Source organism: Streptomyces swartbergensis (genome assembly GCF_002148965.1).
Classification (GTDB): domain Bacteria; phylum Actinomycetota; class Actinomycetes; order Streptomycetales; family Streptomycetaceae; genus Streptomyces; species Streptomyces swartbergensis.
Genome location: NZ_NGFN01000164.1, coordinates 1 through 18,496, shown reverse-complemented (window position 1 = coordinate 18,496; position 18,496 = coordinate 1). Strand labels below are relative to the sequence as shown.

The window sequence follows — 18,496 nt, the reverse complement described above, 5'->3', positions numbered from 1 at the left end:
GCTGCTCGCGCCCGTCATCGACGTCTACGCCCTGTACGGCGTGCTGTTCCGCGACCCGTGGGAGTCGGCGGCGGTGTGGTTCGCGTTCCTCGGCGTGCAGATCGTCTGCTCCGGCTACGCGCTGAGACTCGACGGCGAGCCGGTCCGGGCCCTGTGGTCGATGCCGTTCCAGATCGTCGTCTACCGGCAGTTGATGTATCTCGTCGTCATCCAGTCGTTCATCGGCCCTTCCCGCTGGTTCAGTGGGGGTCAACGCATGGGCACGCTCCTATACGGAACGGGCCCGCCGATCTGTTCAGCGGCCGTCCCGGAGCGCTTCATCCGCTGCCACCTCAGCCGGCTGCCGACCAGCAGCGCGACGAGCGACTGGATGACGACGAGATACATCAACTGCCGGTAGACGACGATCTGGAACGGCATCGACCACAGGGCCCGGACCGGCTCGCCGTCGAGTCTCAGCGCGTAGCCGGAGCAGACGATCTGCACGCCGAGGAACGCGAACCACACCGCCGCCGACTCCCACGGGTCGCGGAACAGCACGCCGTACAGGGCGTAGACGTCGATGACGGGCGCGAGCAGCGGCAGGGCGACCTGGAAGAGCGCGAGGTAGGTCAGCCCGCGCCGCCCGAACCGCCCGGCGGGCCCCATGCCGAGGAGAGCCCCGCGATGCTTCCACATCGCCTGCAGGGTGCCGTAACACCACCGGTACCGCTGCCGCCACAACTGCTTGATCGTGGTGGGCACTTCGGTCCAGGCGACGGCGGACTCCTCGTACAGCACCCGCCAGCCGGCCCGCCACAGGGCCATCGTCAGGTCGGTGTCCTCGGCGAGAGTGTCCTCGCTGACCCCGCCCACCCCGACCACCGCGTCCCGGCGGAAGGCCCCGATGGCACCCGGCACGGTCGGCATGCACTCCAGCACCTCGAACATCCGCCGGTCGAGGTTGAACCCGAAGACGTACTCGAGATGCTGCCAACGGGCCAGCAGACCGCTCCGGTTGCCGACCTTGGTGTTGCCGCTGACGGCCCCCACGGCGGGATGCGCCAGCGGCTGGATGATCCGCTCGATGGCATCGGGCTCGAAGACGGTGTCGGCGTCGACCATCACGACGATGCCGTACCGCGCGTGAGCGAGCCCGGTGTTGAGGGCGGCGGCCTTGCCGGAGTTGGGCTGGCGGACCACCTCCACCCTCGCGTCACCCATGTTCTCGGCGATGTCGGCGGTCCGGTCGCTCGACCCGTCGTCGATCACGATGACCTGGAGTTCCCGATGGGTCGAGTCGAGCAGCGACCGCAGGGTCGACCCGATCCCGGCCTCCTCGTTGTACGCCGGGACGAGCACCGTCACCGGCCCGGACACCTCCCGCATCCAGGGCGCCCCGGTCCGGAACCGCTCCAGCCGGCGCACATGGGCCCGGGCGAACAGGGCGAGCAGCAACAGCCGCAGCACCCCGAGCCCGCCGGCGACACCGAGGACCCAGATCATGGCGGTGGAGAAGGCCTGCCCGAGACGCGTGACCTGGATCAGCCCTGCCCCCAGCCACTTCTCGACGACGGACGGGGACGCGTACGGGACCAGCCCGAGCCCTTGGGACACGGTGGTGAACCGGTCGACACTCCGGTCCCTGAGCAGCCTGCGCGCCTCCAGATACGCGCTCTCCGTCTGGCTGAGCTGCCGCACGATCCCCTGCGCCGGTTTCCGCGCCCCCTTGTCGGCGGCAACGAGCACGTACCCGTACCCGGTGGCCCGCCGCGCCGCCTGCCACTCACGGCCGCACAGGGTGTCGGCAGTGGTGGTCCGCGGCATGCGCAGCAGATTGGTACGCACTCCGGTTGCTCCGGCCAGTGCGCTCTGCGTCAGTTCGAGCTCGGACCGGAAGCGGGGCGCGGACGACTCGCCCAGGACGGCCCCGGTGTAGGTGTTGGACCCGATCTCATGCCCCTCGGCACGGATGCGACGGACGAGTTCCGGGTGCCGGGCGGCCTGTGCGCCATGCAGGAAGAAGGTGGCGCGAGCCCCGTTCCGCTTGAGGAGTTCGAGCAGCCGAGGGGTCCAGACGGGGTCGGGCCCGCCGTCGAAGGTGAGCGCGACGGTCCGGGCGGGCATCGAACCGGACCGGATCCCGTCCCGGTTGATCCCGATCACGGGCCCGCCCTTCGCGACGGCGTCCGGCACGGGCGAGGCACAGGGCGACCGCGACTTAGCGGCGTCGACCTCGTGCTGGATCCAGCCCTCGAAGATCAGGAGGGCGAAGACGAGGGGGAGGGTGAGGGCGAGTAACAGCCAGTGGGCGCGGGGGTCGCGGGACTGTTTGTGACGGGCCCGGGCCTTGGATTTGGCGGGGGCCTTGGATTTGGCGGGGGTCAGGGTGTGTCACCGCCCCCGAACACTTCCTCACGGCCTCCTCGGGAGAAGCTGTCTCTTCTCGACTTGCTGTACTTGGTGGGGCTGGGGGTACACATGGGGCGCGAGTGTAGTTTTGGGCTGCCGGTTGCATGGCCATAACAGCAACTCTCACAGGGACGCGGCGGCGCTCAGGAGCAGGGTCATCCTTCCTGCGGTTAACGGACCTGCCGATCCTGTCCCGTACACGTCCACGTATCCGCCCTGCGCGTGCCCGGGTTGCAGGGCGACGCGATAGCAAAACGCGCGACAAGGCCGACCCGCCCCAGACACAGCACGATCAGGCGTCCGGGGTGTTCGCCGGTGAGGCACGATCAGGACACGGTCCGCTCCAGCACACCCGCCTTACGCCCTAAATGTCCGTCAAGGACTTCGGCTGCTACAGGATCGCTGGTCAAGTTCCCCACGGGAGAGGACTTATGGCAGGCATCCAAGGTGTTCGTCGAGACCGGGGGCTGTGAAGTACCGGTGCGCATGTCACGCCATCCCCCTGCGCGTCTCGCCCTGGTAGAACTCGCCCTTATCGAACTCTACGGGGTTCACCGCCCAATACCGCAGAGAAGATCGCCGCAGCAGCCATCCGCAGCGCCCGACTGAGGGGCGGCGGATCGAACAGCGGGTTTGAGCAGAGCAAGGACACAACGTCACACCGACAGGACCCATTAGCCCCAATTGACCCGGTTTTCAATGAAGTTCGCTCTGGCGAAAACAGCAACTTCCCCGATAGCTTCAGTGCACTCGACTGATCTCATGTGCCACGGGGAGTCCACTGTGAAGCGCCGCCCATTGCCCCTTGCTGTCGCGCTCGCTGCGTCCACAGCCCTACTGCTCACCGCGTGTGGCAGCAGTGACGCCGGCTCGAAGGACAACGACAAGATCGCGGGCTCCGACACCGGATCCCAGGAGGCGACTTCAAGCCCAAGCGCTTCGGACTCCGCCGAGCGACCCGACATCAAGCTGACCGGCGGCGTGGAAGACGTCTTCGAGAGCTGGAAGACGGGCAACGCAACGGAGGACGCGGTGCTGGCGGACGCCGCGCGAGCACAGACCGCCATCAACGACGCCATCCTCAAGGGCAAGACGGACACCCCCGGCCTCACCTTCTACTACCAAGGCGAGGCCCTCACGACGTCCGTGAAGTGGGTCCAGAAGTGGGTGGACGCCGGACTGACGTACACGGGCACCACTCGGTACTACAACCCCAAGATCCAATTGTTCAACGACACGTCAGCAGGAGTTTCCTTCTGCGCCGATGAGACCAAGGCGCACAACAAGGACCGAAAGTCAGGAAAGGTCGACAGGTCCCCGGCCTCGGACGATTCCTACGTGCTGTACAACACTCGCTTGGAGAAGAACAAGCAGGGTGTGTGGCAGACGACCAGCGGGACGTCCGTGCGCGGGAGCAAGGGATGCGTTCAGTGACCAAGGTCGGTTCCGCTGCGGCAGTGGGTACGCTCGTGATCGCCTGCACACTTCTGACGCCCAGTGCAGCCTTCGCCAAGGATCCCGGCGGGTCTCAGTTCGACGTCTCGGGGAGTAACGAGACGGACGGTGGTCAGACTCTAGAGTCGCGCATCGTCTTCCGTGGATCTACCGGTGGCACTGGAGCCAAGGAAACCGGGCAGTTCACGCCCGTCGGCGCCTGGACTCCACCGGCCTGCTGGTACGAGCCGAAGTGGACTCCCGCCGAATTCTCCAAAGAATTCCAGAAGCAGTGGGACATCCCGCACGCCAGTGGTGTGGGAGAGGCCTATGCCTCGTCCAAGGACTACTACATCAACGGGGAACCGTACAAGGACTTCAATAAGTCCGAAACGGGAAAGGGCATGTGGTGGGACGCGGTTCGGGACAAGAGCCGAGAGGAATCGGGAGACCCGGCTGCCTTTGCTTGCGACACGAAGACATTCTGGGTCGAGAACGGCGAGACTCCCACGGTGGAGAACGCCGTGACCCCGAAGATTCTCGCCGACCTCGCCTATAGCCGAATCAAAGTACCCGACACCGAGGTGACCCTCGCCCCGGCGAACACCACCAAGGTCAACCTTCCCACTTGGGCCTGGCTCGACCGGGCCAAGTTCCAGGACGTCTCAGTCACCGCCTCACTCGACGTCGGCGGTGTGAACCTCCAGGCCACAACCACCGCCAAACCCATCTCGCTCAAGCTGGAGCCGGGGACGCCGGATGCCGAGGCCTACCCTTCCTCGGGCGAGTGCACCTTCAACGACGACGGTTCGATCGGTGAACCATACGCAAAGGGAAAAGCTGACCAGACCCCGCCTTGCGGAATCAGGTACCTGCGCTCTTCCGGCGACGGCGCGTTCAAACTGCGAGCGACCATCACGTGGGAAGTGTCCTGGACCGGGACAGGCGGCACTGGCGGGGACCTCCCCAACGGGACCTTCGGAACCGAGCAGAACGTAACCGTCCAGGAGATCCAAGCCGTCAACCGCTGAGAGTCAAGCTCCAGCAGAACCACACCAGCCCGGCCGGAGAACCAAGCATGGCGAACGACTCAGATCTCAAGGTGAACGTCGACCTTCTTGTGGAGTCGGAGTCCCGGCTCCGAAAAATCAAGAAGGAGTTCAAGAACCTGGGCAACCATCGGGACGACATGCGCGAGCACTGGGGCAGCGGTGACATCACAGGCGCCATGGACGAATTCGTGGACAATTGGGACGACTACCGCGAAAGCCTGCTCACCCACATCGACACCGTGGGAAAGCTGATCAAGGCCACCATCGACGGGTTCACAGGCTTGGACGCCGAGCTTGCCAAGGAACTGCGCAAGAAGGAAAAGAAGAAGTGACAACGGCTCCCAAAGCCCGGCCCCGCGACTGGCATCCCCTCGCGGAGTCCGACCCCGTCCCAGGAGATCCGGAAGAGATACGCTCCGAGGTCAAGCGGATGAAGGGTGTCGCGAGCTCTCTGCGTGAGCAGGCCCGTCTCCTTCGCGGCATCGGCAACGACGACGAGCTGAAGGGCAAGTACGCCGCCTCCCTGCGAGACGAATCCGAGGGCCTGGAGAAGAAGCTCCGCGAGGTGGCGGAACGCTACGAGAACGTACACGGCTATCTGACCAGCTGGGCCGGCGAGCTGGAAGGCTTCCAGATCCAGGCCGACAAGGTCCTGGCCAACGCCAAGAGGGCGCAAGAAGAGGCCGACGCCGACAAGAAGAAGACCGAGACGAACAAGCCGGGTCCGGGCGAACCGAGTCCCTCCCCGAGCGGCACCGACCACGATCCGCTCACTGAATACCGGTTGCAGCTCAACCGGATCACATCCGAACGCGACGAGCGCGCCTCACATTACGCCGGCAAAATCCGCGATGAACTCGACGACGCCATCGAGGACAGCTTCTGGGACGACGCCAAGGGCTGGCTCCACGACAACGCCGACCTCTTCAAGACGATCGGTGACCTGGTCGGAGATCTGAGCGGCATCCTCGGCATGCTCGCCATCATCACCATGCCCTTCCCGCCCCTGGGAGCCATCTTCGCGACGGCCGCAGCTGTAACCAGCGGTATTGCGCTGATCAGCCATCTTCTGGCGAAGGCAGGTGGCGCAGACGTCAGTTGGTTCAGCATAGGCCTCGAGGCACTCGGAGCCATTCCGGGCATCACCGCCTTTGCCAAGGGAGTCAAGGTCGCAGACGGTGCGGTCGCAGCGGCGCGGGCGACGCATCTCGGCAGCGGATTCCGGGGTGTCACGACGATCGGACGAAATATCGTCGGCATAGGTGACAACGTCGCGGGAGCCGCGAGCTTCACCGTCAAGGGCAAGACCATCGGTTTGTGGGGTCTCAAGCACGGCGGTCTGATCAAGGCCGAAGGCCTCATGGGACGGATGACGCTGGTCGCCGAGCAGACTGTCCACAATGGCCAGTGGCTCGGAACCCGCGGTCTTAGCTTGGCCAGCCGCGGCCGCTGGTCCATCGACCCCATGAGCAACCTGGGACGTGGTATCGACTCCGGTCTCAAGATCGCTCCTAAGCTGGTGTCGATTCCCACGCACATCGGCGAACTGATCAATCCCGGCGACCGTTTCCAGGAATCGGTCGCCTCCTGACGAGGACGGAAACCCTGTGAACTGGCAACCGCAGTCCGGTGAGGAGACACTGGCTCGTTTTCCGGCTTCGTTCGCGACCGGAACCGCAGCCTCCGTGGACGGTCGGCGCTCTTTCCGCGACCGCCAACGCAACGACATCGAGGCCGAGCTGCCTGGCTGGCCGGAGGGGGGCTCCTTCGCTGTTCGCCGTCTGCCCGGCAGAATCGGTGTGCGAATGCGAACTGCCGCCTCTGGAGTCTTCGCCGTGGCGGGGGGCATTCTCTCCGACCTTCTGGGCGGAAGCACGATCAACCCAGAGCCAGGGCGTGGGAAGCTGGAGGAGCGAGAAAACGAGGTGGGGGATTTCCCCGTGATGTGGGCCGACGCCGGTGACATCGCACGCACTCTGCCTTGGCAGCTCGATCCTTCCCGACGTCCGCACGGATACGTCACCGAGATTGTGTTGACCACTCGGCGCCTGCTCGTACTCGGGTCCGGTGAGGACTTGTGGGAGACACCTCGGGAGAACATCGCTGATACTACGGTCAAGCGTTTCAGCATCGGCCGTAGGGACTTCCGAATCAGCTTCCAGGATGGTTCATGGGCCAGGCTGACGACGAATGCTTCACACAGCACCACTGAACTGGTCGGCCTACTCACAGGAAGTCACCGCCGTCTGTCCGAGTCCGAACTGTCGGCCGGGCAGCGTGAGCGATTCGCCAGCTTTGCAGTCTCCTTGCCGGCAGGGGCCACGCGCCCCGTCATCACGAAATTGCCAAGCGGACTGGTACGGGTCGAGTCGACAACTCCCGGCCACGGACGGGGCGCCGTCTCTGAGTCGCGAGGTCTCGTGATGGATGACGCCGGCCAGGACGCGACACCAGCCCCCGGAGACATCGAACCGAGCAAGGCGTGAAGATGAGCACCGACCGCATGGAAACGTCCGGCATCCCGACCATCATCGAGGACCCGGCCGTCCCTCCCCTCTGGTTCGTGGCACCAGAGGGTTTCCACGCCTTGCCTGTCGACGCTGAGCCAAGTGCCCGGCTGTCCGCCGCGGACGAGTTCACCCGTGAGCTCTTCCCCGAAGGTGACGCCCATCTGTGGGACTCGGCAGCGCCCTTTTACGCCGGACTCACCGAAGTCTTCGCGGACGCCGGGCTGGCGTATTCGGCGATGGGTGTGTTCAGCGACGACAACGGCGGTGTCGTGCACTTCTCCTTCACCGTGGGCGCGATCGAGTCCCCGTACGCAACCTCCGAAGAGGCTGCTGGCGCACTCGAGCAGTCCCTCCGCCGCGACCCGGGGAATGACAGCCGCCGCATCACGCTGCCTTGTGGGCCGGCTGTATCGAACATCACCGTCCGCGAGGTCACCGTCGGTGCGGAGCTCACCGCGACAGGTGAGGAGGCGAAGCTCCTTACCGGCCAGATCCAGGTGTTCATTCCCTTCCCCTCCAAGCCCTTCGTTGCGATCTTCACAGTGGACACCGCAGCCATGGAGTACTGGGGGGAAATCTGCGACATGACCGCCGCAGTGTTGGAAACAGTGTCCTTCGGGGACCCCTCTGGTGACGCCGTCCCGGTGAGCCGCACGTGATCTACTTCGAGTCCGAGACCGACGCCTTGGCCGCACAGTCGGAGGGCAAGGACCAGGAAACCGAACTGCGCCTAATGGTGCAGGCCGCTGGGGAGCACCCCGCTCGGTCACCTGATGTAGCGGAGTTCCGCTCCGATCGCTCAGGCCGGGGGCTGCGATGCCTTCGCTAATTCGGTGACAAGGGCGTCAAAGGCTCGCTCCGCTACGGATGGTGGTCCGATGAGCACCAGGTCTATGCGACCGTACGCACGGTTTCCATGGAACTCGACTGGCTGACCACGAACGTGGCCACTTTCGACGACTTCGCCCGGAGCATCTGGCTCAATCCTCAGCCGTAGTGACCTGCGGAGTGCGCCCCCAGCGCATGTCTCCCACCGCCCTAACGGCCCTGAGCTGCCCGGCTCTTCCCCTTGCCTTTCTTGCGAAGGCGCCGTATCCGTTGCCGCTCCTGCGCCGTTCGTTCCTCCGCCCGCGCCCGGCTCCAACGCCTGAGAGGCCAGCCCACGGCGCCGACGCTGATGACGTAGGCGAGTAGTGCGCTGCCGGTACCGGGGATGTAGGCACAGTCAGCCGAATGGCAGTTCCTCCCGGGCAGTCCACTCAGCATGAGGAAGAGCGGGCCGAACGTGGCTGTGCAACAGACCGCCACACTCGCCGCTCGCATACCTCGCACCAGCAGGGTCCCGCCGGAGATACCGGACGCGCAGCGCATCCCGCCAACTGCCCCGAGCACAGTGATCGACCCGAGGATGCCACCGGTCGTCCAAGGTCCACCGGGCAAGTCGACCAGTACCGGGACCGTTTCGCGGGCGATCCGTTTCCACAGGCCCACGAACAACAGGATGGCGCCCATCCCGACGATCAGGCAGAGAATAACCCCACCGATACCCAAGCCGTCTCGTACCCCGAACCGGCCCTCGACGGACGTGGAGTCACCCCGGTTCTCCACCTGTCGCCCCTTCCTCGGCTTCAGTGCCACGTCTTCGCTGCGGCATCAGGTCCAGTGCAACGTATCCGCCACGGCGTCGAAGAGCCCCACCATTTGACGCGCCAACGGGTCCAGGGGTGTGGAGAAGGAAAGGATCAGCCACTCTTCGGTCGCCGGGACAGGAACGTAGAACTTGACGGTTGTCGTGGGGAGCTTGTTGCCGAACTGGGTTTGAGGATCAGCTGCTTCTGAACGGAACTCTCGTACCGCTCCGCCCGCGGCGGAGAGTTTGACCACGGTCGCCTCCGCTCGACGTCGGCCGAGCACCTCCGCCAGCGTGTGCACATCTCGAGCCGCCGGCATCGTTCCCGGCATGGGGAAACTGACCAGAAGCGAAGAAGAAAGCGGTAGCGGCCCCACCCGCAGGGTCGAAAGGTACAGCTCGATACCGCCGGCTTGGTAAGCGTCCTTCGCCGTCTTCTGCAACTCGCGCATCATCTGCTCCTTGAGCAGAGGAGCGTTGTCAATCCCCTGAAACTGCTGGCCCGCCAGGGCGATGATGCTGCGGTCGCGGTCCTCCGGATCGAGCGACAGCTTGAACCAGCCGTCAGGGACGATCAGGTTGTAGTCCTTCGGGGGTGTAGTGGCGGACTCGTCCTTCCAGTGCTCAGGCATCAGGGGCGCCCTCAGCGATCGGATTGCCCTCCACGTCGAGTGGCACGAACCGCAGCGTTGGCATCAACGCATCGACTTCTTGGGTGAGTTGATCGCTGTGTTCCATGGCGCTCCAGTTCATCGTCGCCAGGAGCACGTCCGAGGTCTGAGGAACCAGAAGAGCGTACGAGACGGCCTCCGTAAGCTTCTTACCGAAGCCCAACAACCCCTTGGACTGGTACATGGCCTGCAGCCGTACGGCTGTCCCCGCAGGCAGGTCGACCCTGCTCACCTGGGGCTCTCCGGCGATCTCCTTATGACTACGCAGCCTGTGTTCCACCTCGTCGAGGGAGAGGGCAGCTCCGTCCTCGCCGAAGATCTGCACGTCGAAGGTGGCATAGTGAGCTCCGCCCAACGCGAAGAACGCGGCGGCGAGAACGGCTTGGTTCTTTTCGGCGGCACGCGCGAGGTGAACCAAGTCTTTTTCGACGGACTCCTTCGAGGCCACGAGATCCATGGGGTTGAAGGACTGGACGACGCCCCGAGCCCAGGCCGCCTTGCCGTCGGCATCGAGTCCCGTACCGGCTGTCAGATCGACCCAACCGTCAGAAAATTCCAGCCGACAGGTCCAGTCATCGATTTCAACTGCCATGTCGATCTCCTAGAGTGCCGGTCGAGTATTCTCGTCAAGGTAAATATTGCCGCCGGTCACAGCATATCCGATGCCAGTCAGGACGTTGACGGTGGTTTTGACGCCGTTCAATCCAGGGATGTCCGGGAAGTTGGCAGCCATAGGCTTGATCGACTTCAGGCTGGCGGCAACTTCGGCGTCGACGAGGGACACCGACTTCGCCACACCTCCGTTCGCGGAGATCGCTTCCTTCGCACCCCGCCAACTGTTCACGTTGAACACGGTCTTGGCGTTGTCCGCGAAGCCCTTCCAGCCACTCTTCGTGACCAGCTCGGTGAACGGACTGGCCATCGTCTTGCCGAGCTCCTTGGGTGTCATCGAGAGCGCCTTGGTAAAACCCTGCGAACCCAGCCTGTTCAATTTCTGACGGTCGCGTTTGAAGGCCTTACCCATACCTGGTGTCTTGCTCGACTTCATCCTGGTGAGCCGCTTGAGTACAGTCCCGGCGTATTTTCCGGCGAGCTTCGAGAACGCCTTTCCAACCCCGATCATCAAGAAGCCCAGCGCCGCCTCGCCCAAGTCCATGAGGTCGGCGTTTCCGCGCATGTACAGAATGGCCGTACAGATGAATCCGACCAACGACATGACCAGGGCGATGGTGCCGAGGATGCCGGCCAGCGCCTGCCCGATCACCGGGATCCAGCCGACCATCAGGGACAGCACTCCGCAGACGGTGGCGATGATGCCGGTGACGTTCGCGATGTCGTCGAGAAGGCTGTCCCAGAACCCGTCCTTCAGAGCATCGTCGGAGATGACCTCGTCGATCGCGTCGCACGCTCGCTTGGCCGCGGCGTCGCGGATGCGCTTCGCCTCTTCGATCTTCTCCTTGGCTGCCTTGACCACATCATCGGCTGCCTGCTGCTTGTCCTCGAGTTCCTTCTTCCTCGAGTCGTCTTCCTCGTCAGCGAGCTTCGTCCCCGCAGCGCGTTTGTCGTCTTCCGCCGACTGGGCTTCCTTGAGAGCCTGGTCGGCAATCTGCTGGGCACGGTTCAGGTCTGACGCGTAGTCCTTGGCCGAGGCGTGGACCTTGTCGGCATAGCCTCCGCCGACGTCGACGACCTGGTCTCCGAGTGCGGCCGCTGCCGTAGCGTAGCGCTTCCGTGCCGCTTCCAGCTTGCCCGTGGACCCCTCGGCCCTCTTACGGAATTCCCGTCCCGCGTCACTGTCCCAGGAGTCGATCTCGGAGATCGCTTTGAGGTTCTTTACCTGACGCTCGAGCTCTTCAGCGGTCTTCTTGAGCTTCTTCCCAAGACTCGCCACCCTGTCCGGGTCTCCCGGAATTGGGTCGAACCAACACAGTGGCGACCAATCACGAGGCCGTCCCCCCACAACGACTCACTTACCCTTCTTGCCGGAGTCCTGGGCCTCTCGGATCGCCTTGGCCAGTTCATGATCCAGTTTGCTGTAGGTCTTCGCCGCAGCCAGCGCATACTCCGACAGGAACTTGAGTTCTTCCTGAAGCTTGTCCCGATTAAGGTTCCAGTTCGACTCGAAGTCCTCGAATTTGTCGGACAGGCCATCGTGCCCGAAGTCTTCTCCGTACGATTCCACAATGTCCGGCAGGCCTTCGAATGCCTTGTGGATCCGTCCGAGGCCCTTGCCCATCTCCCGGATGACCTCGAGGTCGTCGATCCGCATACGGTCAGCCACGAGCCACCATCGCAAGCGCGTGCATGTTCACGTTGATCCCCCGATTGCGCGGCCCTCCGCGCTCAGCAATGTGAAGTGCCCGAACTTTACTAACCCTTGGCACTACGTGCCAACCGACGGCCGAGCCCGGGGAAGCAGTCACGACTCGCGCCACAGGTGGCAGTACCGGCGGCGCCCTCATCAGCCGCCCGGTGCGGCCAGGTGCCCCGCACCTCGCCGCACCGGCTCGCGACAGCCGGAAGCCCCTTACTTGCGAGCCTGCTTCGCCAGCTCCTCATCGATCTGCTCGAACTTGTCCGCAGCCATCGTCAGGTAGTCACCCATGCCGTCAAGGCCGTCCAGCGTGGTCTTCGTGCCCTGCACGAACTCGTCGAAGTTCTCGTCGAACGCCTTGGACGACGACTTCGTGACGTAGCCGGACTGCACAAGGTTGTTGATGTACTTGCGCAGGCCCTCGAGCCTCTCCTGGAGCTTTTCCTTCTCCTTCACGACATGCTTGGCAGCTTCCCGCATGTCCTGATATGTGATGTCAAGGTCCTTGGCCATGAAGCCGCTCCCTTTCACGACGCCGCAGGGCCAACCCCCGTGGCTCCCTGTTTGCGGACTCATCGGCCTCCCGGCCGAGTTGCCGGTCGCACGTGGCAACCGGTGTGATCGTCCGCTCTGCGTCAGCAGCTTACGGGTGTGGCCTGTGGTGCCAAACCCCAGTGTGTGAACGAGCCGTCATGAAGTCGTGTACGACGTTGCCATCGGGAACGTCCTGACGCCTCCCCATTGCCCCGCCGCCGCAGCGAACGGATATCGTCCCTTACGGCTGTGACCCGTGTGACGGATGCGGACGGGGCAGCCGCCACACAACCACCGCGGCCACACCGGCCCAGTGGCACGGGGAGGACTAGTCGTGCGCCTGACTCTGACCGTCGTCGACCCGTACGGCGGTGGTGCCGCCGACGTCGTGCTCGATGCCGATCCTGAGTCCACCGTGGGAGACATCGCCCAGGAGCTCGCCAAGCAGGTCGGGCACAGCGGCGCGCAGATCATCCCGCTGGGACAGCACCGGCAGGTGCCGGCCAACAACGCGCCCCTCGTGTACGTGGACGGGTACGCCGTCGATCCGAACGCCACCGTCGTGGGATCGCCCCTGCGCGACGGTGCCGTCGTCAGCCTCCAGGATCCTTCCGGGTGTCTGCCCGGTGAGCCCACCGGGCTCGTCGAGCTGCGGGTCGTGGGCGGGCCCGCGGCCGGGTTCGTGCACCGGCTCGGCGTCGGGCGCTACGACATCGGCAGCGGGGCCGCCTCGTACGTCCGTGTCGACGATCCCGAGGTCGACGCCCGGGCCCTGACCCTCTCCGTCGCCACCGACGGCACCTGCCAGGTCGCCGTCCACATGGACGAGGACCTCGTCACCCTCGACGGCAAGTCCCTCGCCGAGGACGAGAAAGACGACCAGGGCGAGAAGAAGAACGAGAAGAAGAGCGGCAAGAAGAAGGGGCAGGAGAAGAAGAAGGAGGAGAAGAAGGGCGGCCCGACCGACTGGCCCCTCGGCGCTCAGATCGGGATCGGCAACACCCTCCTCGAACTCACCCGCTACACACCCCCCAACGCCGCCCTCAAGTGGTCCGACGACGGCATCGGGCTCGACTACAACCGGCCCCCGCGGCTGCGTCCGCCCGAGCGGCAGACCAACTTCCGGCTGCCGTCGGCGCCCCGGGAGTACGAGGCCCGGCCGCTGCCCTGGCTGATGGCGCTGACGCCGCTGGTCGGTGCCGTCGTGTCGGTCATGATCTTCCAGCGCTGGTACTACCTGATCATGGCCGCGCTGAGCCCGGTCCTGCTCTTCGCGAACTACTACAACGACAAGAAGCACGGGCGTAAGTCGCACGCCAAGCAGGTTCAGGAGTACGAGGAGCAGAAGGCGCGGATCGAGAAGGACGCTCAGGACGCGCTGATCGCCGAGCGGAACGACCGGCGGCATGCCATACCCGACCCCGCCACCGTCCTCGCCCTCGGGACCGGGCCGCGTACCCGTCTCTGGGAGCGGCGGCGTACGGACCGCGATCATCTCCTTCTGCGCGTCGGGACGGGGCAGTTGCCCTCCGAGGTCGTGCTCGACGACCCTGAGCAGGACGATCACCGTCGCCAGGTCACCTGGAAGATCGAGGACGCCCCGGTCGCGCTGCACCTGCGCACGCTCGGCGTCATCGGCATGGCCGGGCCCGGGGATTCCGCCCGGGCGCTGGGGCGGTGGGCCGTCGCGCAGGCCGCGGCGCTGCACAGCCCGATGGACGTGCAGTTCTACGTGTTGAGCGAGAACGCCGCGCAGGAGTCCTGGGACTGGGTGCGCTGGCTGCCGCACGCCCGGCCGTCCGGCGGGCAGGACGTCAACGTGCTCATCGGGACCGACGCCGAGACCGTCGGCGCCCGCATCGGCGAGCTGACGCAGATCCTCGACGCGCGCAAGAAGGCCGCCGAGCAGAACAAGTCGCAGGGTGGTTCGAGCTTCAGCGACCCCGACATCGTCGTCGTGTGGGACGGGTCGCGGCGGCTGAGGTCCCTCCCCGGTGTGGTGCGGCTGCTGCGCGAGGGCCCCTCCGTGTCCATGTTCGCCCTCTGCCTCGACGCCGAGGAGCGGTTCCTGCCCGGTGAGTGCCAGGCGTACGTCGTCGCCGAGCCGAAGGCCGAGGAGTACGAGCAGGCCCAGCAGGTCCAGCAGCAGTCCCAGCAGGTCGCCGGTGCCTTCCCTTCCTTCCAGGCCTGGCACACCACCGACGCGCAGCCCGAACAGGGCGGCCGCGTCGAGAAGTTGCGGCTGCGTGTGGAGGAGGCCGGTGCGGAGCGGCTGAAGGACGTACGGCCCGACTTCGTCTCCCCCGCGTGGTGTCTGCGGCTGGCCCGGTCGCTGTCGCCGCTGCGGGACATCAGCGGTGAGACCGAGGACTCGGCCCTGCCGGGTTCGAGCCGGCTGCTGGACGTGCTCCAGCTGGAGCCGCCGACGAGCGACGCGATCGTGGCGCGGTGGCGGATGGGCGGGCAGTCGACGCTGGCCGTCATCGGTGAGTCGTACGACGGGCCGTTCGGGATCGACATCCGCAAGGACGGCCCGCACGGGCTCATCGCCGGTACGACCGGTTCGGGTAAGTCGGAGCTGCTGCAGACCATCGTGGCGGCGCTGGCCGTGGCGAACACGCCCGAGAACATGACGTTCGTGCTGGTCGACTACAAGGGCGGCGCGGCCTTCAAGGACTGTGTGCATCTGCCGCACACCGTCGGCATGGTGACCGACCTCGACGCTCACCTGGTGGAGCGGGCCCTGGAGTCGCTGGGTGCCGAGCTGCACCGGCGCGAGCACATCCTGGCCGCCGCCGACGCCAAGGACATCGAGGACTACCAGGACCTGGTGCGCCGGGACCCGTCGCACCAGCCGGTGCCCCGGCTGCTCATCGTCATCGACGAGTTCGCCTCGATGGTGCGTGACCTGCCCGACTTCGTGACGGGGCTCGTGAACATCGCCCAGCGAGGGCGGTCCCTCGGTATCCATCTGCTGCTGGCCACCCAGCGGCCGAGCGGTGTCGTGTCGCCCGAGATCCGCGCCAACACCAACCTCCGTATCGCGCTGCGCGTGACGGACGGCGGCGAGTCGACCGACGTCATCGACTCGCCGGAGGCCGGGCACATCTCGAAGAACACCCCGGGCCGCGCCTACGCCCGGCTCGGGCACGCCTCCCTGGTGCCCTTCCAGTCCGGACGTGTCGGAGGACGGCGGCCCGGTGCCGCCGACCCCGCCGTGCTCATGCCCTGGGTGGGCCCGCTGACCTGGGAGGACCTCGGGCGGGCGGCGCTGGCCAAGCCGAAGGCCGAGGCGCGTGAGGACGAGGAGATCACCGATCTGAAGGTCCTCGTGGACACCATCCGCGACGCCAACCGCTCGCTGGGTATCCCGCCCCAGCACAGCCCGTGGCTGCCCGCTCTCGACGAGACGCTGCTGCTGGACGAGATCGAGGTGCCCGCGTTCGCCGGCGGCCCCGGCAAGCTGCCGCCTGCCCCGTACGGCATCGAGGACCTGCCGGCCAGCCAGTCCCGCCGCCCGGTCGTCGTGGACTTCTCGTCCTTCGGCCATCTGATGATCGGCGGCGCCCCGCGCAGTGGCCGCTCCCAGGTGCTGCGCACCCTCGCGGGCTCCATCGCCCGCACCCACTCCGTGGCCGACGTGCACCTCTACGGCATCGACTGCGGCAACGGCGCGCTGAACGCGCTGACCCGGCTGCCGCACTGCGGCGCGGTGGTCGGCCGTAACCAGACCGAGCGGGTCGTGCGGCTCGTCAACCGGCTCAAGGGCGAGATGGGCCGCCGCCAGGACCTGCTGTCGGACAAGGGCTTCGCGGACATCGGGGAGCAGCGGGCCTCGGTGTCCGAGGACGAGCGGCTGCCGCACATCGTGGTGCTGCTGGACCGCTGGGAGGGCTGGGTGCCCACGCTCGGCGAGATCGACCACGGTTCGCTCACCGACGAGTTGCAGACGATGATGCGCGAGGGCGCAAGCGTCGGCATCCACCTGGTCCTCACCGGCGACCGGACCCTGCTGGTCGGCCGTATCGCGACCCTCACCGAGGACAAGTACGGTCTGCGTCTGGCCGACCGCAGCGACTTCTCGGCGCTCGGCATCCCGGTCCGCAAGGTGCCGGAGGAGATCCCGCCGGGCCGGGCCTTCCGCAACGAGTTCGGTACGGAGACGCAGTTCGCGCTGCTCGCCGAGGACACCAGCGGTCAGGGCCAGGCCGCGGCGCTGGCGGCGATCGGCGAGGCGGCGACCGCCCGCTACGCCGAAGTGCCGCGCTCACGCCGCCCGTTCCGCGTCGACAGCCTGCCCAGCCGTATTTCCTTCCCGGAGGCCTGGGAGCTGCGCGACCCGGACGGTTCCCGCTCGCGTCTGTGGGGTCTGGTCGGCATCGGCGGCGACGAGATCGTCGGCTTCGGACCGGATCTGGCGCAGGGCGTACCGGCGTTCGTCGTCGCGGGCCCGGCCAAGTCGGGCCGCTCGACGGTCCTGCTGAACTTCGCGCACTCCTTCCTGGCCCAGGGCACGCGCCTGGTCATCGCGGCCCCGCGCCAGTCGCCGCTGCGCCAACTCGACGGTACGGAGGGCGTGCTGAAGGTCTTCACCGGCGACGACATCGACGAGGACGAGTTCGAGGAGCTCGTCGACCAGGCGTCCCTGGAAGAGCCGATCGCGGTCCTCATCGACGACGGCGAGATCCTGGAGGACTGCGACGCCGAGAGCCAGCTGAAGAAGCTGGTCTCCCGGGGCGCCGAACGCGGCCTCGCCCTCGTCATCGCCGGTGACGAGGAGGACGTGTGCAGCGGCTTCTCCGGCTGGCAGGTCGACGCGAAGAAGGCCCGCCGCGGCATCCTCCTCTCCCCCCAGGAGTCCTCCAGCGGCGACCTCATCGGCGTCCGCCTGTCCCGCAGCATGGTTGGCGGCCAGGTCGCCCCCGGCAAGGGCATGCTGCACCTCGGCGACGGGGAGCTGCGTACCGTCGTCGTCCCGGGGTGAGGCGTTGTCCAGGGGGTCGGTGAGGCCGAAGCGGAGGAAGGCGGCGGCGGCCGCCCTGCGGTACGAGCACCGGCCCGGCTGGCCGAACGCCGACGAGGCGAAGAAGCGGGACTGGGGCTGCGCCTGGGGCTGCGTGGTGCTCCCCGGCTTCGTCGTCCTGCTGATGCCGCTGGTCCTCTTCGACATGTACTGGGGCCACGACCTCTGGGGCGACTTCGCCCCCGCGTGGCCCGGCGGCGCGTACGCCTTTGCAGTCACCGTGGGGGCCCTGGTACCGCTGGTGTTCCTCGTGTGGGTGTGGCCCCTGACCCGGATGAACTGGAAGAAGAGCAAGCCGCGTTCGCTGGCCTGGGCGGCCGCCTCGCTGCCCGGGCTGGCGGCAGGGTACGTGGTCGCCGGGGTGATCGGCACGACCGTACGGCCCAAGCGGCGCCGCGACTGGGACTACGACTGCTACCGCGAGGGCGGGCCCTGCTGGGTGCATGTGCACTATCCGTGGCTGTGGGCCGTCGGTCTCGTCGCCACGCTCGCCGCGGCCGCGCTGCTGATCACCGTGCTCGTCAAGTACAGCGGTCGGTCCTCCGCTAGCGGACCTTCGACATCCGAGCCTGAGGACGACCCGAGTCCTCGCTCTCCGACCGGTACTGGAGGTCGTCGCCCACCGGCGTGAGGCGCACGGTCGTGGGGGCCGGGTTGCAGCCGCCGTGGTTGGTCTTCGCGCCGACCGACGTCGCGACGAGCTCCTTCTTCGTCACCTGCTTCAGGGTCAGTACGTCGACGCAGACGCCGCCGATCTGGTCGGTCTGGCGCAGGCGGCCCAACTCCTGGCCGACGGCGGCCCGTTCGACGGTGATCCGGAACGTGCCGAGGGGCAGCCTGCCGTCGAGGGCGCTGCCCTGGCCCTGCCAGGTGCCGAGGTAGGCGGCGGGTACTGCACCGGAAGCGGAAAGGGAAGGGGAGCGGAAAGGGAAGGGGA

At 66.4% G+C, this 18,496-nt stretch carries 14 protein-coding genes and 2 pseudogenes; 9 read left to right on the top strand and 7 right to left on the bottom strand.

What is annotated here, in order from left to right; all coding sequences use genetic code 11:
* A pseudogene (locus tag CA983_RS24535) lies at positions 1-223 on the top strand (bi-functional transferase/deacetylase); the annotation flags it as partial.
* Positions 224-249: 26 nt separating this feature from the next.
* On the opposite strand, the gene CA983_RS24530 reads toward CA983_RS24535, so the two are convergent.
* Positions 250-2,175: a bifunctional polysaccharide deacetylase/glycosyltransferase family 2 protein gene (locus CA983_RS24530; protein ID WP_086603044.1), complete on the bottom strand. Its 1,926-nt coding sequence runs from the start codon at positions 2,173-2,175 to the stop codon at positions 250-252.
* 999 nt (positions 2,176-3,174) lie between these two features.
* Between CA983_RS24530 and CA983_RS24525 the strand changes: the two genes are divergently transcribed.
* The 6 genes from CA983_RS24525 to CA983_RS24505 are packed head-to-tail and all read left to right on the top strand — an operon-like array spanning position 3,175 to position 8,046.
* Positions 3,175-3,825, top strand: coding sequence for a hypothetical protein (locus tag CA983_RS24525; RefSeq protein ID WP_244207088.1), 651 nt, complete (start codon positions 3,175-3,177; stop codon positions 3,823-3,825).
* A complete protein-coding gene (locus CA983_RS24520) occupies positions 3,822-4,856 on the top strand; it encodes a hypothetical protein (RefSeq protein ID WP_086603042.1) in 1,035 nt (344 codons plus the stop codon). The genes CA983_RS24525 and CA983_RS24520 overlap by 4 nt, the downstream gene beginning before the upstream one ends.
* A 47-nt stretch (positions 4,857-4,903) precedes the next feature.
* Positions 4,904-5,209: a hypothetical protein gene (locus CA983_RS24515; RefSeq protein ID WP_020270600.1), complete on the top strand. Its 306-nt coding sequence runs from the start codon at positions 4,904-4,906 to the stop codon at positions 5,207-5,209.
* Positions 5,206-6,468: a spectrin repeat-containing protein gene (locus CA983_RS24510; RefSeq protein ID WP_143645547.1), complete on the top strand. Its 1,263-nt coding sequence runs from the start codon at positions 5,206-5,208 to the stop codon at positions 6,466-6,468. Before CA983_RS24515 ends, CA983_RS24510 begins: the two co-directional genes overlap by 4 nt.
* A gap of 16 nt (positions 6,469-6,484) precedes the next feature.
* The gene (locus CA983_RS45900) at positions 6,485-7,363 is read left to right on the top strand and encodes a hypothetical protein (protein WP_143645546.1); all 879 of its coding nucleotides are present in this window, start codon (positions 6,485-6,487) and stop codon (positions 7,361-7,363) included.
* 2 nt (positions 7,364-7,365) lie between these two features.
* Positions 7,366-8,046: a hypothetical protein gene (locus CA983_RS24505; RefSeq protein WP_244207087.1), complete on the top strand. Its 681-nt coding sequence runs from the start codon at positions 7,366-7,368 to the stop codon at positions 8,044-8,046.
* Between the two features lie 994 nt (positions 8,047-9,040).
* Here the strand turns inward: CA983_RS24505 and CA983_RS24495 are convergent.
* From CA983_RS24495 to CA983_RS24475, 5 genes are all read right to left on the bottom strand, one after another.
* Positions 9,041-9,649 (bottom strand): hypothetical protein, encoded by a 609-nt coding sequence (locus CA983_RS24495; protein WP_086603039.1) that lies wholly within the window; start codon positions 9,647-9,649, stop codon positions 9,041-9,043.
* The gene (locus CA983_RS24490) at positions 9,642-10,280 is read right to left on the bottom strand and encodes a hypothetical protein (RefSeq protein ID WP_086603038.1); all 639 of its coding nucleotides are present in this window, start codon (positions 10,278-10,280) and stop codon (positions 9,642-9,644) included. Before CA983_RS24490 ends, CA983_RS24495 begins: the two co-directional genes overlap by 8 nt.
* Before the next feature lie 9 nt (positions 10,281-10,289).
* Positions 10,290-11,579 (bottom strand): hypothetical protein, encoded by a 1,290-nt coding sequence (locus CA983_RS24485; protein ID WP_086603037.1) that lies wholly within the window; start codon positions 11,577-11,579, stop codon positions 10,290-10,292.
* Between the two features lie 75 nt (positions 11,580-11,654).
* Positions 11,655-11,957 carry a hypothetical protein gene (locus CA983_RS24480; protein ID WP_020270606.1) on the bottom strand — a complete coding sequence of 101 codons (303 nt, stop codon included), beginning with the start codon at positions 11,955-11,957 and terminating at the stop codon, positions 11,655-11,657.
* 258 nt (positions 11,958-12,215) lie between these two features.
* Positions 12,216-12,515: a WXG100 family type VII secretion target gene (locus CA983_RS24475; protein WP_208637025.1), complete on the bottom strand. Its 300-nt coding sequence runs from the start codon at positions 12,513-12,515 to the stop codon at positions 12,216-12,218.
* Positions 12,516-12,870: 355 nt separating this feature from the next.
* Between CA983_RS24475 and CA983_RS24470 the strand changes: the two genes are divergently transcribed.
* Together CA983_RS24470 and CA983_RS24465 are read left to right on the top strand one after the other, a co-directional pair.
* Positions 12,871-17,520 carry an FtsK/SpoIIIE domain-containing protein gene (locus tag CA983_RS24470; protein WP_086603035.1) on the top strand — a complete coding sequence of 1,550 codons (4,650 nt, stop codon included), beginning with the start codon at positions 12,871-12,873 and terminating at the stop codon, positions 17,518-17,520.
* A gap of 19 nt (positions 17,521-17,539) precedes the next feature.
* The gene (locus CA983_RS24465; RefSeq protein WP_086603034.1) at positions 17,540-18,190 is read left to right on the top strand and encodes a hypothetical protein; all 651 of its coding nucleotides are present in this window, start codon (positions 17,540-17,542) and stop codon (positions 18,188-18,190) included.
* Here CA983_RS24465 and CA983_RS24460 read toward each other — a convergent pair.
* Positions 18,105-18,496: pseudogene (locus CA983_RS24460) on the bottom strand (serine/threonine protein kinase); the annotation flags it as partial. The gene CA983_RS24465 and the pseudogene CA983_RS24460 sit on opposite strands and share 86 nt — an antisense overlap.